At 51.3% G+C, this 15,537-nt stretch carries 14 protein-coding genes and 1 pseudogene; 2 read left to right on the top strand and 13 right to left on the bottom strand.

Annotated features, from left to right (window positions below; translation table 11 throughout):
• Window positions 1–209: 209 nt before the first annotated feature.
• Window positions 210–695 (top strand): flavin reductase family protein, encoded by a 486-nt coding sequence (locus tag PSH79_RS11590; RefSeq protein WP_187681005.1) that lies wholly within the window; start codon window positions 210–212, stop codon window positions 693–695.
• Between the two features lie 68 nt (window positions 696–763).
• Window positions 764–1,807 (top strand): LLM class flavin-dependent oxidoreductase, encoded by a 1,044-nt coding sequence (locus PSH79_RS11585; protein WP_305442932.1) that lies wholly within the window; start codon window positions 764–766, stop codon window positions 1,805–1,807.
• Between the two features lie 62 nt (window positions 1,808–1,869).
• On the opposite strand, the gene PSH79_RS11580 is transcribed toward PSH79_RS11585, so the two are convergent.
• From PSH79_RS11580 to PSH79_RS11520, 13 genes and pseudogenes are all read right to left on the bottom strand, one after another.
• A complete protein-coding gene (locus tag PSH79_RS11580; RefSeq protein WP_305442930.1) occupies window positions 1,870–2,232 on the bottom strand; it encodes a hypothetical protein in 363 nt (120 codons plus the stop codon).
• 5 nt (window positions 2,233–2,237) lie between these two features.
• On the bottom strand, window positions 2,238–2,780 hold the full coding sequence (locus PSH79_RS11575) for a hypothetical protein (protein ID WP_370872656.1): 543 nt from the start codon (window positions 2,778–2,780) through the stop codon (window positions 2,238–2,240).
• A 145-nt stretch (window positions 2,781–2,925) separates the two neighbouring features.
• Entirely contained in the window at window positions 2,926–3,213 is a 288-nt protein-coding gene (locus tag PSH79_RS11570; protein ID WP_305442924.1) for a hypothetical protein, read from the bottom strand.
• Window positions 3,214–3,315: 102 nt separating this feature from the next.
• Window positions 3,316–3,681: a hypothetical protein gene (locus PSH79_RS11565; RefSeq protein WP_305442922.1), complete on the bottom strand. Its 366-nt coding sequence runs from the start codon at window positions 3,679–3,681 to the stop codon at window positions 3,316–3,318.
• Window positions 3,682–3,939: 258 nt separating this feature from the next.
• Window positions 3,940–4,341, bottom strand: coding sequence for a hypothetical protein (locus tag PSH79_RS11560; RefSeq protein WP_305442921.1), 402 nt, complete (start codon window positions 4,339–4,341; stop codon window positions 3,940–3,942).
• A gap of 212 nt (window positions 4,342–4,553) precedes the next feature.
• On the bottom strand, window positions 4,554–4,814 hold the full coding sequence (locus PSH79_RS11555) for a hypothetical protein (protein WP_305442919.1): 261 nt from the start codon (window positions 4,812–4,814) through the stop codon (window positions 4,554–4,556).
• Window positions 4,815–4,967: 153 nt separating this feature from the next.
• Window positions 4,968–5,297 carry a contact-dependent growth inhibition system immunity protein gene (locus tag PSH79_RS11550; protein ID WP_305442916.1) on the bottom strand — a complete coding sequence of 110 codons (330 nt, stop codon included), beginning with the start codon at window positions 5,295–5,297 and terminating at the stop codon, window positions 4,968–4,970.
• A gap of 172 nt (window positions 5,298–5,469) precedes the next feature.
• Window positions 5,470–6,663 (bottom strand): IS4 family transposase, encoded by a 1,194-nt coding sequence (locus PSH79_RS11545; protein ID WP_370872655.1) that lies wholly within the window; start codon window positions 6,661–6,663, stop codon window positions 5,470–5,472.
• Window positions 6,664–7,189: 526 nt separating this feature from the next.
• On the bottom strand, window positions 7,190–7,714 hold the full coding sequence (locus PSH79_RS11540; protein ID WP_305442914.1) for a hypothetical protein: 525 nt from the start codon (window positions 7,712–7,714) through the stop codon (window positions 7,190–7,192).
• Window positions 7,714–8,532, bottom strand: coding sequence for a hypothetical protein (locus PSH79_RS11535; RefSeq protein WP_305442913.1), 819 nt, complete (start codon window positions 8,530–8,532; stop codon window positions 7,714–7,716). The genes PSH79_RS11540 and PSH79_RS11535 overlap by 1 nt, the downstream gene beginning before the upstream one ends.
• Before the next feature lie 138 nt (window positions 8,533–8,670).
• The gene (locus tag PSH79_RS11530; RefSeq protein ID WP_305442911.1) at window positions 8,671–9,363 is read right to left on the bottom strand and encodes a transposase; all 693 of its coding nucleotides are present in this window, start codon (window positions 9,361–9,363) and stop codon (window positions 8,671–8,673) included.
• Window positions 9,364–9,663: 300 nt separating this feature from the next.
• Window positions 9,664–10,191 carry a hypothetical protein gene (locus PSH79_RS11525; RefSeq protein ID WP_305442909.1) on the bottom strand — a complete coding sequence of 176 codons (528 nt, stop codon included), beginning with the start codon at window positions 10,189–10,191 and terminating at the stop codon, window positions 9,664–9,666.
• Between the two features lie 2 nt (window positions 10,192–10,193).
• Window positions 10,194–15,119: pseudogene (locus PSH79_RS11520) on the bottom strand (DUF637 domain-containing protein); the annotation flags it as partial.
• Between the last annotated feature and the right edge of the window lie 418 nt (window positions 15,120–15,537).

Below are 15,537 nucleotides of genomic sequence, written 5' to 3'. Positions count from 1 at the left end.
TGATCCGTAGTTTACAGCGCTATCTGATCCGCCATCCTCGCTGAAACAGCGGCCTGGCAAATAGCTTAAAAGCCCGTAAACGTTGAGTTTCCGACGAACGCAGCACGTTTATCGGTTCAGCTTAAAAGCCCTTGCAAAGATTATTTTGTGGTATACCATCAGACCAACAAACACATAAAAATAGCGTCACACCACTCGAGGACTGTCCAATGATCGATGCCGCCATCTACAAACAAGTCATGGGCTCGTTTCCGTCCGGCGTCACCGTCATCACCACCCTGGATGACGACGGCCAGATCGTCGGCCTGACCGCCAGCGCCTTCAGTTCGTTGTCGATGGACCCGGCGCTGGTGCTGTTCTGCCCCAACTACAGCTCCGACTCCTATCCAGTGCTGATCAAGAACAAACGCTTTGCGATCCACTTTCTGTCCGGCGGTCAACAAAACGAAGCCTACGCGTTCGCCCGTAAAGGCAAGGACAAGGCGCAAGGCATCGAGTGGACGTTGAGCGAACTGGGCAACCCGATCCTGGCCAACGCGACGGCTATCATCGAATGTGAGTTGTGGCGCGAATACGAAGGCGGCGACCACGCCATCATGGTCGGCGCGGTGAAGAATCTGATCGTCCCCGAGCAGCACACCGGGCCGCTGGTGTACTGCCACGGCAAGATGGGTGCCCTGCCCGCTTTCGCCTGATCCCTACGATTACCACTCCGTCAGGTCCGCACACGACCGGCCAATAACAAAAGATCCGAGGAAGCGTCATGAAATTTTCCCTGTTCATCCACATGGAACGCTGGGACGAAAGCGTCAGCCACCGCCAACTGTTCGAAGACCTGACCGAACTGACCCTGATGGCCGAGGCCGGTGGTTTCAGCACCGTGTGGATCGGCGAACACCACGCGATGGAATACACCATCTCGCCAAGCCCGATGCCGCTGCTCGCCTACCTCGCGGCCAAAACCACCACCATCCACCTCGGCGCCGGCACCATCATCGCGCCGTTCTGGCACCCGCTGCGCGTCGCCGGTGAATGCGCGTTGCTCGACGTCATCAGCAACGGTCGCATGGAAGTCGGCCTCGCCCGTGGTGCCTATCAAGTTGAATTCGACCGCATGGCCGGCGGCATGCCTGCCTCCAGCGGTGGCCAGGCCCTGCGCGAAATGGTCCCGGTAGTCCGCGCCCTGTGGCAAGGCGACTACGCCCACGATGGCGACATCTGGAAATTTCCGACCTCCACCAGCGTGCCGAAACCGATCCAGAAGCCCAACCCGCCGATGTGGATCGCCGCCCGCGACCCGGACTCGCACAACTTCGCCGTCGCCAACGGCTGCAACGTCATGGTCACGCCATTGATGAAGGGCGACGAAGAAGTCCTCGATCTGAAGAACAAGTTCCAGACCGCACTGGACAACAATCCGGATGTGCCGCGCCCGCAATTGATGGTGCTGCGTCACACCCATGTGCACACCGCTGATAATCCGGACGGCTGGAAAATCGGCGCAAAAGCGATCTCACGTTTCTATCGCACCTTCGATGCGTGGTTTGGCAACAAGGAAACGCCGGTCAACGGCTTCCTCGCGCCGAGCCCGGAAGAGAAGTTTGCCGGGCGGCCGGAGTTTGAGCTGGAGAGTCTGCACAAGACGGCGATGATCGGCACGCCGGAAGAGATCATTCCGCGGATCACGTACTACCAGGAACTGGGGGTGGATGAGTTCAGTTTCTGGTGTGATAACAGCTTGCCGCATGAAGAGAAGAAGAAGTCGTTGGCGTTGTTTATCAAGCATGTGGTGCCGGCGTTTCGGTAAACACTTTGCTGGCTCGGCCCGGTAAATGAAAACGCCCCGATAGAGTTCGGGGCGTTTTAGTTTTACGTGGGCTCATCGTCCCAGAAATTTCCTGCGGGTGCGTAATGTCCATCTTGGAAAACAGCGCACCAACCAAAGCTACGGTAGAACATTTCAAGATCAATGATCTCGTAAACGTCTTCGCCAATTTTGCTTAATGTAATCAGGCTGCTGGCATAGTGGGTGTATTGGCCACCCGCCCCGGCAACCGCCCGTCGCTCCAGCTCCTCACGATTCCAGCCCGATTCGATACCGGATGATTCAGGGATCGTATCCGCGAAGGAAATTTCGAACTGGTTTGAAACCTTGCAAAGGCAGTGAATTCGTTGCTGTCTGAGCACGTCATCGGAGATGAGGTTGTCAGGGAAATGAATGTTTAATTTCAAATGGCTCAGGCTCCGATGGGGCTACGTTGACCCGGCTGGCTGACATCGTAAACATGCTGCTCGCAACCCTGCCCGACAAACTGAAACTCCACCAGGTAGACCTTGCTTCGTTCCGGCGTAAAAGTACTGTTCAGCGGCCCGCAGCTATAAGTATTGCCAGTGCCCATGCCGTTGGAACGCCCTGACACCTCGAAGGGTTCGTCGGCATTGGCTTGCGTTTCCAGCTGAGGGAAGTACTTGAACGTGGCGCTGTTGGCCGCTTCGCTGACTTTGGCGATCCAGCCGAATACCTTGCCCCGCCCGGAATCCACCACAGTACCCAGCACTTCCATTCGTTGATCGGGATCTGCAGCACGGCGAACCGAGAACTCGACAGGGTATCTGTAACCTGTGGCTTTCATGATGACTTTGGCGTGGTGTGCATCTGGCGTTGCCGTTTTTTGCTGAAGTTGGACACCATCCTTTAAAAGACTGGGGGAAGAGTCTCTGACGTTGGAATGGCAGCCTGCAATCAGGAAAATAAAAGGCAGCAAAAGTCCGGCTTTAATCAATTTTTATTACCCTTTTAACGAGGGCAAATTTATCGAGCTCAATAAACCTGCCCTGCAGCAAACGTTAAATGATGTCCAAAAGCTGTAAGTCTGACTTGACCTGCAGAGCATCCTGTTCAGATAACTGCGACATAAGAGGTGCTTACCCATGCACCTCAATAATCCCTTTTATATGGGCAACCGAAAAATCGAAGGCGACCTTCGATTCTCTCCCCGCCGACAACACAAGACCGGCAGTCTGGAGCATTAGATTTTCAACTGGAGCAACAAGACTTTCCTCCATCTCATTTAATGCATAGCCGACTTCAAGTTCCCCTTCAACCCAGGAAAAATCCGATTTTTTGTTCTTCCTGATCTTAGTTCTGCAGCAAATTGGGTAGTAGTAAAACATTCGCTGCATTATTTCTTTATAACTTAAAATCGCTGACATGATTAGCCCCTAAACGGGCCATTTCCGCTGGCACATAAGAGCTACAGACTACGTTTTCGCAACGCTTTCTAAACGTAATCTGTCCGAGGTTATCTGCAATATTCATACCCAGCGAAAATCAGGCGTAATCTCACAAGTCATTCCCGCAAAAACAAGAGTATTTCTAATTTGCAAAACCTTCTCCGCTTGACCGACAAACACCAGAGCAAGATCTTGCTGGAGAGTAGTTCTGGAAGACAAGAAATTACGACCTGTAACTTCAGAAACAGCTTTTACATGGGCTTTATTCTGATAGTCACCCCGGCAGCGCACCTCATACTGAGTCTCGTCCACCTTAATCTCTGGAATGTGGGTTGTAACTACCGACCAGCCGCACTGAGAACATTTTACTCCTTGGGCGCTGCCTTCTCTGTAGACAGACAGCTCTCCTCCACACTGCTCGCACGCCATAAAAGATTGCTTGCTCATTGCGGTTTCCCAGTATTAAACACTTTAAATGTCCCCTGATTCGCCATATCAGGATGATTAAAAAGTGGCGAACTAGGACTTGACTAAGCTCTTGGAGCGACGACCATCATACCATTGGGATATGCCCACACCAAATTGGTAGAAGCCTTAGTAAAAAGGGGACAAACCACGTTTTCGGAGTGCTATCTAAACGTGGCCTGTCCCCACTTTACTCTCCGGAACCCGCGGCGACGTGCTACCTGTATCGCGACACTCCTCCTATAACCCGCCCAGAAGCTTCTTGTATTTCTCACAAACCGAACTGCTGGACAGAGTGGAATCGTCCACGTCATTTAAAACACAAGGCCAAGCTCTCGCAAAACTCAAAAAAATCTTCAAATACATTAACTTCGCGTGTTCAGTATGATCTAGGTTAATCTCAATTATTGTCTGCGGAGTAGCCCCGAGAGCATCCTGCCATTCTTGCTGATCTTCGGCATCATAAAACTCATCAAGAATGTCTTTTGAATGCAAGGCCAACCAAATATCTGAATCACCCTCACCAACGCTACCGCGAGAAGGCTTTCCGGCACTCACGAACCCGCCATGTTCTTGGAGCACGGCTTTAAAATCGCCCGTGCTCAACTTTGCTGATGAAATGATCATTGCCGACAATGACATAATTAAAGCCTTCCTCTGCTGGCACCATACAAAAATAGCTGACCCATGGTATTTATCACTTTGATACCTATTTTCTCGTAGGCTTTTATCTACAGTGCTTTATTCATATTTGGAGCAAACAGAAGGAAAACGGGGAGAGACCATATTTTCGAATTACTCTCTAACATTGTCTGCCAACGCCTTGTCACGACTTTGAAAGAAGAAAATAAGGTTCAATCCTTTTTCTTCTTTCGCCTTTTGATCTCCTCCATTTTCGCAAAGAGCCACATTCCGCTTCCGCCAAAGAAGCCATAGACAAGCGAAAATCTCAAGGAAATCAACAGATCATCACCACTAAAATCCCAAACCCCATGTTTACAATAGATAATAACCCCGCCTATCAAACTCCCAAGCAATCCAACGAGGTAAAAAAACACCACCGCCCTCAGAACCAGCACTGGGTATAAACGAAGCGTGACCTTGATTGAATTCACCCCTCACTCCATAAATATTTAACTGTATACGCTACATCCTCCGAGATGTTTGCCCCAGTAAAATTACCTTTCAACGATAGTGACAGACCACGATTTCGGAGTAAAACGTGATGCGTCCCAATTTACTCATAAGAATCGGCTCCCATTTACCCTTTAAATAATCACCTTTATAGTTTTTACCAACCTAGATGCGTCGCTTAAACAGTCAATATCCTCACTGACGTCAGCTACTCGAACCAAAGCATCAATCGTATCCCTAGCGGCCTCAACATTTGCAACCCAAAAATCCGCCTCGATATCTGCGAGTGCAGAAATCAATTCACCATCATACCGTTGCCCTGCCAGAACATCTTCCGACAAAAAACGCGTAGCGATAGTTAATAGATTAGCGACAAACAAATTCTGTCTCAAAGCTCGACATATATCGCCGACCTCAAGATTCTCAAAATCCGTATCACGAACAGATAGATACCACTCACTCAAAGAGTGACATATGGTCCTCTGGTGAACAAGCAACCGAGTATTTTTTTTCCAACTCTCGAAATGTCATATTCCTGTACCATTCAGGTCCAATTCGATTCGGCTGATAGGATCCAGCTCTTGAAGAAAACGGGGACAAGAAAACGGGGACAGACCCTGAGGGATCCCCACAAATCTACTTCAGGCTCTGCGCCTGATGATGCACCTCATCGCGCAGAGCTTTCTCCAATTTTTCCCAGTCTTCGCTGCTTCCGAACTCTGTGCATCTACGCCAGTATTCCAGGCCAAGGCGCCACAATGAAAGCACTCGTCGTTCTCTGAGGCTGTTGCTTTGATATCGCCGCTCCAAGTTACTTTGGCGAGCCTGAAGCCCCGTTAAAAAGAGGAGGTAATTGGCGAGAGCGGCAATCAACAGCAGTATCTCAATACGATGCAGGCAATGGCTGCGATGTAGATTCAGGCCCAATCCCAAGTTCTCACTTTTCACATCCGTGAAACCTTCCTCAATTTGCATGCGTCGTTTGTAAATCGCCACGATTTTTGCCGGACTCCACTCGCCCTGAACTAAATTGCTGGCCAGCAACCACGGTTCACGCTCACGTCTTGCGGACTGTCGACTGAGCTTACTCTTGGCAATTGAACCCGTGACGCGTTGGTGTTTGCGGCCCTTGACGCAGTGCCGTACGCAATACAAATCGATGAAGTGTGGGGCGCTTCGCGTCATCTCGACACGGCCAAGTGCCTTGGGTGAGGCGGCAGCCAATGCATACAAATTCTTCACCGGTTGCCAGTCAGCTTGATCGCGACGATAAAGTTCGCGATTCCTTATCCGCGCGACGTAATACCAGCCCTGCGCGGCGACAGCCTTCATCCATGGTCGCCGAAAACCCGCATCGGTGACCAGAATCGGGATGCAGTCAACAGGTAGCAATTCGGCCAGCGTTTTGAGTAGGCGATTTTGATACTTGGGACAGCTCTCGCGCTCATGAACGCTTTCATAAACCGGAAATGAGCGCCCCGCCAGAGGGATCGATGCTCTTAGCAAAAAGGCTGTGCCTGAAGCGTCAATTCGAGACCAGTCGACCAGGATCAAAGGATGCTTCAACGAACCCAGCAATGCCCGAAGCATTACCCAATAGAACAATGGACGCTCTGATCTCAAGTGTTGATTGCCCAGCAACCGATCCACGCGCTTGATCGAATGCTTGGGATAAGCACGCCCCGTCATGAAGCGACCAAGAGCGGTCAGTGTCAGTCGACGTCCATGCAGTAACGAACTGACACAACTCATCAGTGATGTCAGGCGGCGAGAATGGATAGAGGGCAGTGCTTGAGCGAGCGCTCTGTGCAAAAATCGGATGGCTTGTATGGGTTCGGTTTCTTGTATTTGTGTGGTGCAAACCAAGTTGCCGACTCATGCAGGCCTCTTCAATATTCCAACTTCTTGATTTTCTGTAAGAAAAATCGGGGATCTCTCAGGGTCTGTCCCCATTTATCCCGGTTATTTATTCACGGATTCACCACCTCGCAAAGTTAATGATCACCGGACGACTGAGCGGGAGCGGGAGGAAAAACCACATTTTTGAAAACCAGCAAAACATGGCTCATGTCCAGCCTCTCTAAGCAAATATAGCAAGCCTTATATCTTATTCAGACTTTATAACCCGCAGACAGCATCTGAATGAGCAGAGCGTCATCAAATTGTTGATCCGACATCCCTCTAACCGACCTAATACTCTTCCAATGCGATATCGCTGGGAGCGATTTTACTATCCAAATGATCAAATTCATCCAGAAAGATATTAGCCAAAGAGTATTTATCCAAATCAGGATCTGCCTCCAGCTTTAATTTCGGGAAGGTTACCTTCTGCACTTTTGTCTGCGCCCTATTTTAACTACGGCTGCCAAAATGTCAGGCAAACCCCATATTCATCGAGAAGATCATCAGCAATTTCAAACTGAAATTCCCTCTCTGGGAAGGAATCGGATAACGCGCGACTCCAATATCTAGTGATCTGCTCAGCAAATAAATGACAAAGACGATAATCTTCTTCCGACAGACCAACCTTAAATACGGGTCGGCCCGGCGCGTCTTCCCACTTAGAAAAAAACTGATTTATTGAAAAAATATTTCTGTATCGCTCAACTTCTCTGCGCGTTGTACTTTGTTCCAACACACTGGATTCGGTCTCGACCAGCCCCTTCAAATGAAATTTTTGCGGGTCGTATTGCTGAGCGTCTGGCAGCCAGAAAACGTGCCCCTCAACCTCAATAAAATCAGGAGAGAGCAACCCTATAACAGAAATTGCCTGCTCCAATGAAACCAAGTTTCCTACATATGAAAAAAACTCGCTGGCTCCAATATCCGAAACAAACAGATTCAACGACTCTTTGGGAATATTACCCTGATAAATTTTCATCAATTCAACCCTAAGCTATCAAGAACCGATTGAGGGACATTCCCCTCGAAGGCTTTTGTATCACTTCCCTTCTTTGGAAAATATGGTCCATTCAGTGCTTGGTTCCATTCGACCACCTTAATCCGAGAGTTAGACACGTCATAGAGTGCCCGCCCCTCAGGACCATAGACAACAACATGCCCATTTCCAAGATTGGCGTAAGAATTGGGTGTTTGTCCTTGCAACGGATATTGAACACCACCGCGCGCTCCTGTGACCGTCACATTCGTTCCCGTGAGCCCCTTGGTAAAGTCTAAATCAATAATGTTACCGGCAGAATCCGCAATGAACCTGGGTGTATTAGGAACGTTAGTAGTTCCTTTTACACCACTTAGTGTATTGACAACATCTGCGCCAACGCCTCGGGGCTCAGTTCCAGCGTAGTTTTTCCAGTCAGGATGATACGGATCCAGCTTCATTTCATCCGTGATTTTTGTTATTGCACCACCTCCTGCTCCTTTTGTAGCACCCAGCGCCTCCTCAGTCTTCCCAACCAATTTGGTACCAGCGCCGATCCCCCCTGTCAGAATGGTCCCAGCGATCTCAGCATGATCACCCAGCATCGTTTTATGGTGAGAGTTCAGCTCGTCCGTATGGTTCGAGTCCTGGACAATTGCTCGCTCCTCACCGTTCAACCCGCCATTGGTGTCGTAATCCTCCAACGCCAGCGTCCCGCCTTCTGCAGCGTTCGTTTGGCCATTGCACTGATCGAATCCCTCACACTTGAACAGTTCAGCACCACTGGTCTTGGCGCTTAGCTTCGCGTAAGCATCTTTCACCTTCTGTCGGCAAGCTGCTAGATCTTCGCTGGCTCTACAGCCTTTCAACTCTTTGACGAGGTCGTCTGCCTGCTGGTGATTCAGGAAGTTGTACTGTGTCGCGTTGTTGGTGGGGAAACGGGGACAGACCACGTTTCACTAGATGATCGATTTTTTCGGCCGTCCCGGGCTCCCCCGCTGCACCCGACGACCGATCATTGCCTCGACATCAACAGCAAACTTTGAACCACCAAAAACATTATTTCCATTGGTCGCGTCACGAATCTGGTCAACCAATTCTGATTCTAAGTCATTTTTGAACAGTTCGCGGTAAGCATCTGCCGGCTGCCCGCGCTGCCCTCCAAGCGCCAAATACTGAGCATGAGGCGTAACAATGTGCGATCGTTCTGATTGTGCGTTAACACGGTAACTTGACCAGCGATATTGTGCCGGATGATTTACCATTTTCGCTCTGACTGGATTCATTTCGATGTATCGATAACAGCACAACAAATATCGTTCACTCTCAACAAGGCATGAGCGATACCGGCCTTCCCACAAACTTCCGCTGCGACGATACGTACGATTTACATATTGGACGTATCTCTGGCCGACACCTTTCATCAGCAGGCTTGCGCTGTTGGCATTATGAGGGCTGACTAACAAATGAACATGATTGGTCATTAAGCACCACGCATGAATATCACAATCATTTTTAGAGGCCTGTTCGACCAAAAGCTCCAGATAAAAAAGGTAGTCCTCCTCGGTAAAAAAACAGGCAGATTTATTGTTTCCTCGCTGAATCAGGTGCAGTGGTATACCTGGTATCAAAACTCGGGGTCTACGCGGCATCGATGAATCCTTTCAATTGGTCGAACTGAAAGCTTAGCGCGCCGCAAGGCTCAAATGACGGCAAATTTTTATGTGTTATTTCAGTCAACTACATTACACGTGGTCTGTCCCCATTTATCCCTCATGGGTTCGGTTTCTTGTATTTGTGTGGTGCAAACCAAGTTGCCGACTCATGCAGGTCTTTTCAATATTCCAACTTCTTGATTTTCTGTAAGAAAAATCGGGAATCCCTCAGGGACAGACCACGTTTTCGAAGTGCTTTCTAAACGTGGTCTGCCCCCATTTATCCCTGTTTCATCTTTATCCACAAGAGGTAAAACTTTTCAACAAATCCATTTTATCAACGTCTAGGCATGACACTTCAATTGATAACAATTCACCTCTTGAGGAAACCCCAAAACTCACTGAGCCATTTCTTACTAACTGAACAATGTCCTGCTGCACATCAAAGACGATACATGCTCTATCGGCATCCACAAACAGATCAAATCCAACACTGAAATCATCTAAAAATCTATTTGAATAACTTTCACGACTCGCCCACCCGTCCACACAAAAAAGCGGAACCCCGACGTCAAACGCGCAACTTCCCACCTGACATTCGTAATGCTGCAATGCCACAGAAGGAATAGTTACAACCGTTACACTTATAATCTTCCCAGTGGAGGCACTTAAACCGACTTCCAAAAGAGAGTCTTTACCATTGCCCGCACGCCAATAGAGGGGCGACGCATCGCGGCCCGACCCAAACCGAACTGTCAAAGGCACGTATTCATCGACTTCGACAACATTGCCTTCACACTCACCAATATCATTAATTTTCAGCATGATTATTTATAAAGTGCATGTTTAACTACCGGAAGCGGCTCTCCGGGACGACCAGCGCTGATAATCAATTCCCATCGCCCCACCTGCATTACCTCCCCATATTTAATTCCCTGTGCTGCAGCGTTGTTAAGAGCAATCTGGAAACTGCTCAGCATCGCTTGGCTAGCCAACGAAGATGAATGCGAGAGCCCATTGCGCGTCAAAAATTCTTCCATATGCTTAGTGGCATTTGGATGAACCCAGAAACTACCACCATCTGTAGAAATTTCAAACGATTTCGGGATCGATGTACCACGCAACGAAGGATCAGTAGGTTTGACCTTATCCCAAACTGTACTCGTTAATTTTCCTCCGCCCTTACCTCCACCCAGCATCCCCCCCATGACCGCTAACAGATCACTAAGCCATCCGGCCTTCTCAGGTGAAACTCCTCTATTTATCAAGTCCAACTGTGACTGCGCTTGAGTCAAGGTCGTAATAGCGGAGTTATTTTGGAGCTGCAAGCGATGCAGATCCTCCTTGAACATCGAAGGAATACTATCGTCGAAATACATATGCGCGAGGCGTTCTTGCAGACTGTATCGATCGTGGAGCAAATCACCATAGTACTGCACACATTGTTCTGGGCTGATTTTACACAAAGAGGCAAGAGCATCATCATCTGCAACCGACTGATTTCGAATATCCTTTTTGATCTTTTCGCAAGTTTCTTTTGATTCGCAGGTGCGTGCGGAATTTTCAAAATCGTCTAGTTCTTGGTGCCCAGCAAAGTTAAATTGAGTCGCGTTATTGGTAATCCAAGCCGTTTGTTGCAACGTGCTTGCATCTGTATTACCTAAAGCGGCAGCCGAAAGAACTCCAACAATCTGTGACCCCATCAGCAATAAATTTGGATTGCCCTTGAACCAACTGCTCATCTCTTTAACGAGGGCCTCATTCGCTCCAGCCGCCAACGCGCCAGTCGCAAAATCCCCACCGGTCATTTCCGACAACAACCCGCCAACCGCAGCATGAATGATGACTTTGGTAGCGGTGCCATCATCGACCAATCCTTGTGTGAGATCACCCACCAAGTTGAAGCTGAACGCAGCTACTGTATTGAAGAGCGCGGTTTGCAGTAGATCACCAATATCTGCATCGCCGCCCACTGCCTTGGTGATCAACGCAGAAGTACCGCCTTGAAGGATCTGGCTTCCCGCGAACTTGCTTACACCTTCCCACGTAGCTAATGACGTCCCGGCGTATTTGCCGTTCGCGTCGAATTTCACGCCGGTTAGTTTGGTCAGATATTCGGACATCAATCCGGCCGTCAGCCCGGAAATCACATAGCCCTGCAGCGCATCGGATGAAGTAACGTCCGCGAACACCGCTCCAAGATTTCCGCCGTTATTGATGAAACTTGTCGTGGCATTTGTCGCCGCGCCGGTAGCCACAGCCGCAAAAGTGGCAGCCCAGAACGTGCCCATCCCACTCAAGGCCGTCAAAGCTGCCGGGCCGACCACCGCTGCCATCACAATCGCGATGATCATCTGCGATGCCGGGCCAAGACCCGAATTCTCGTACTTGAACGACTCGTGAATTTCTTTAACGAGCCGCCAATCCACATCCCCCCGCGCCTCGGCTTCTTTCAACCATGCCAACTGCGGGTCAGCCTTGACCATGCTGTCGATGGTCTGGCTGACGGATTGCTGATTAACATCCTTGATATCAATCTTCAGCCCATCAACAGCCTTGATCACGATGTTGCCCTTGGCAATCATCCGTGTCTGGCGCAAGGTTTCGTCGGTATTACCACGGCCTTTAGAAGACACCCACGCAGCATTGTTGTCGGTCTTTGTATGGCTTTCATTGTGAAGGTCTTTGACCCCTTCAAAAGTGATCCCCCCACCGCTGTCCAATGTGATGTTGTTGCCACTTTCAAGCTTGGCGACCTGATAAAGCTGATCGCCTCCGCTCTTGAGCGTCAGATCGCCGCCAGACTTAATCTCGGAGCCGACATACTTGTTGTCGGTCACCTCGTCGTGCTGCATCTTCAGCTTGCCGAAGCCGCCCTTTTTCTTCATGTCGTACAGCGAGTAATCGGTGTCCTGTAAAGCCAGGATCTGCAGGTTGTCGCCGGCCACCAGATACGCTTCATCACCTGCCGTTACACGGCTGGAAATCAGACTCAGATCCTTCCCTGCATCCAGCCTGACGTCTCCGCCCGCCGTAATACCAGACATGACTTGGGAAACGTGGTCCTTCTGCCACGTTTCTTTCTTGTTTTTCGAGTTCGAATGTTCCTCATCGGCGGCCGAGGTAATCACCAGATTCTCGGTAGCCTTCATCGATACATCACGCTTGGCATCAATCTCACTGGCAATGACATTGATATCGCGCTTGGCATCAGCCTTGAAATCACGCCCGGCATCAATATCGGCGCCCAGTTGCGTGACACTGCTGACGGTTCCCCTCCAGCCCAGCGACGCGCTGTCGTTAACCTGCACAGAGGCCACATTGACATCGCGACCGGCGTTCAACGCCATGTCCTGGCCGCTCTTCATCACGCCGCCGACGATGTTGATGTCCTTGGCCGCTTTGACGGTCAGGTCGTTGGCAGCCTCGATCCGGGCTGCGTTATCGGCAAAGTCCTGATGCCGGGTGACGGTGCCGTACTGGTCGTCCATCGAGGTGATGGTCCGCTCGTTGATCACATCGCCGGTGCGGGTGGTCAGGCTCACATCGCGTCCGGCGATGATGCCGCCGGCCTTGTTGACGATGTTGTTGGTCGCCAACAGATCCAGACGATTACCCGCCTCGATCGAGCCACTGTTGACCAGGTCCTTGCCCGCCGTCGCCGACAGGTTATTGGTCGCTTTCAACGTGCCGACGTTATCGAGGTTTTCACCAGCGATCAGCGTCACGTCGTTACCGGCAATCAGCGCCCCGGTCGGGCCGAGACGACCATTGGCCTGGGCCAGATAGACCACCGGCACCAGCACTTTTTCGCCATTCACTTCGTGCTCTTCGAGCCAGACGATGTCGTGGGTCAGCGCGGCGACTTGTTGCGCCGTGAGACCGACGCCGACCGACAGGTTGAGCGCGTCCTTGCTGGCGATGGCGTTGTTCATCAGGTACTTGAACATGGCCTCGTTGGAGGTCTGGCCGTCGAGGAAGGCCTGACCGGTGCGGGCGGTGACGGCCTGCTGGATCAGCCGCTGTTCGTAAAGGCCATCGCCCAGACGCTTGGCGCTTTGGTCGGGGTTGTAGCCGAGGTTTTCCAGCAGGTAGTCCGAGCTCATGAACGACTTGAGGTCGGTGAGTACCGGGTTGGTTTCGATCAGGTATTTGTGCGGGTTCGAGGGCGCCATGGTGTCTGGCAGGCCAGTGACACGGGTGACCGGACGGGTGTCGATCGACTCTTTCATGTCGTTGCCGCGGTTGGGCTTGCCCGTGCCTGCAGAACTTTCCGGCACTTTGACATCGACCGAACTGGCGACTGCCTGAACCGTGCTTGGGGTACGGTGGAACGTGTCCACGGCGCGGGTGCTATCTGACACCTGCGCAGGGGCATCGATGAACAGATTGCGCGGGCCGCCGCTGCTGGCGGCGACCATATGGTCCTGGGCATTCACCGACTCACTGCCGACCGTCCACGTCGGTGCTGGCCCGGTGTTGCCGGCAGTGGCGCCGCTGGTGCCCTGCCCGCTCAGCCGGAACAGACCGTTCTCGCCCGTCGGCAAAGAGAAGCCAGGCAGGCTCAGCGGATTGACTTGCTGTTGCGCAAGGTCCGGCGGCAGTTGGCTGTTGATGCGCACAACGACAGTGCCGCTGTTTCCGACCGCAGTATCAGCAACTTTGTTGGTGCCACCGGTTGAGCTGTAGTCCTGATGGATAACGCTGTTTTCAACTTCCCGGGTGGCGGTAATCGAGACGTTGCCACCTGCCTGAATCACTGCGTTGCGCGAGTTGTTGGTATCGGAAGTACCGGTACTGTTAACCGGGGTTTCGAGGGCGACACCTTTCGCGTAAGGGGCCAGTTCAGCAGGTATCGCTAACAAATTATTCGGGTCATACAACGATGGCGTTGAAGTCTCGAATCCAGCACTGAAACCGGACAGGGCCTGATGATATTTTTGAATGCTGAGGTTTTCGCCAGTCTCGGCATCGACGATTAAGACGCCACTGCCAACTGTTTTAGCGATCGCTTTACGGATCAATTCATCCGGTCCAGAGACGTAATACACAAACGGGAAATCAGGGTTGTTACGCTGGTTGTACGGCATGATCACGTTGGCCATGAATTGCGCCGTGGTGCCAGTGCCCATTTCGAAGTTGTAATGGCGCGTGACTTCGACGGTTCCGCTCTTGGCTCCGATATTCTTCAAGCTGTCGGCGGTGATGGTGATGTTGCCACCCGCCGCTACCGTGCTTTTGCTGTTGAGGAACGTGCCACCTGTGAACGTAAAATCCTTGCCGACGTTGAACATCGCCGAGGCGCTGGTATCGGTGTCGAAGAATTGGTAAGTCTCGCGAGTGGCGAGGAAGTTGTTGAAGGTGCCGCCAACGCAGTCACCACAGCTGGCTGCAATCAACCCGGAGATCAATTTGCGTTCAACCGATGCCGTCGGTCCTTCCGTACGGTTCTCGAACACATCGGCATTGATCGTGAACCCGCGCCCGCTCTCCATCGAGCCGGAAATGTTGTACACCCCCGCTGCCCGTGCTGCGCCGCCATACCCACCCATCATCACATCGCCCAGACCGTAGAAATCACCGTGCTGGTTGGTCAACGTGCTGACGCCAAGCGTCATGTTGTTGCCGCTGAAAATCAGCCCACGGTCATTGAGCAACGAAGGCGTGTTGATGATGAGGTTCTGCGCCGCGCCCAAGGTGCCGTAGTTGGCGACGCTGCCCGCGTTGATCGTCAGGTCTTCGCTGGAGGTCATGCGTCCGGCGTTGGTGAGCTGCCCGCCGACCTTGATGGTCGACGTTGCACCTACCGCGGATAAAACGGGGACAGACCACGGTTTCGGAGTGCTTTCTAAACGTGGTCTATCCCCATTTATCCTGTGGCGACTAGGGTTGGAATACTGGTGCAGCGGTCGTGGCTCAAAGTCTCGAAAAACCTTGGAGAGACTTGAGCACGCGTTGCGAGACGAGGTACATCAACAAGCTCAGGCATTGGGATAGATTTGTGGGGATCCCTCAGGGACAGATTTATTTTCAACCTGCGAACTCAGCGTAGATAAAAATATATCAGTCCCCTTTCCCCAGTAATTCATTACGGATTTCAGCACCCCATAAAATGAATGGGGGCCAAACCATAGAAATGTCGGCACCCGGAGTGCCAACCACGTTTTGCAT

Source organism: Pseudomonas sp. FP2196, from assembly GCF_030687715.1.
Taxonomy (GTDB): Bacteria; Pseudomonadota; Gammaproteobacteria; order Pseudomonadales; family Pseudomonadaceae; genus Aquipseudomonas.
This window is presented reverse-complemented; position numbering and strand designations above follow the sequence as displayed.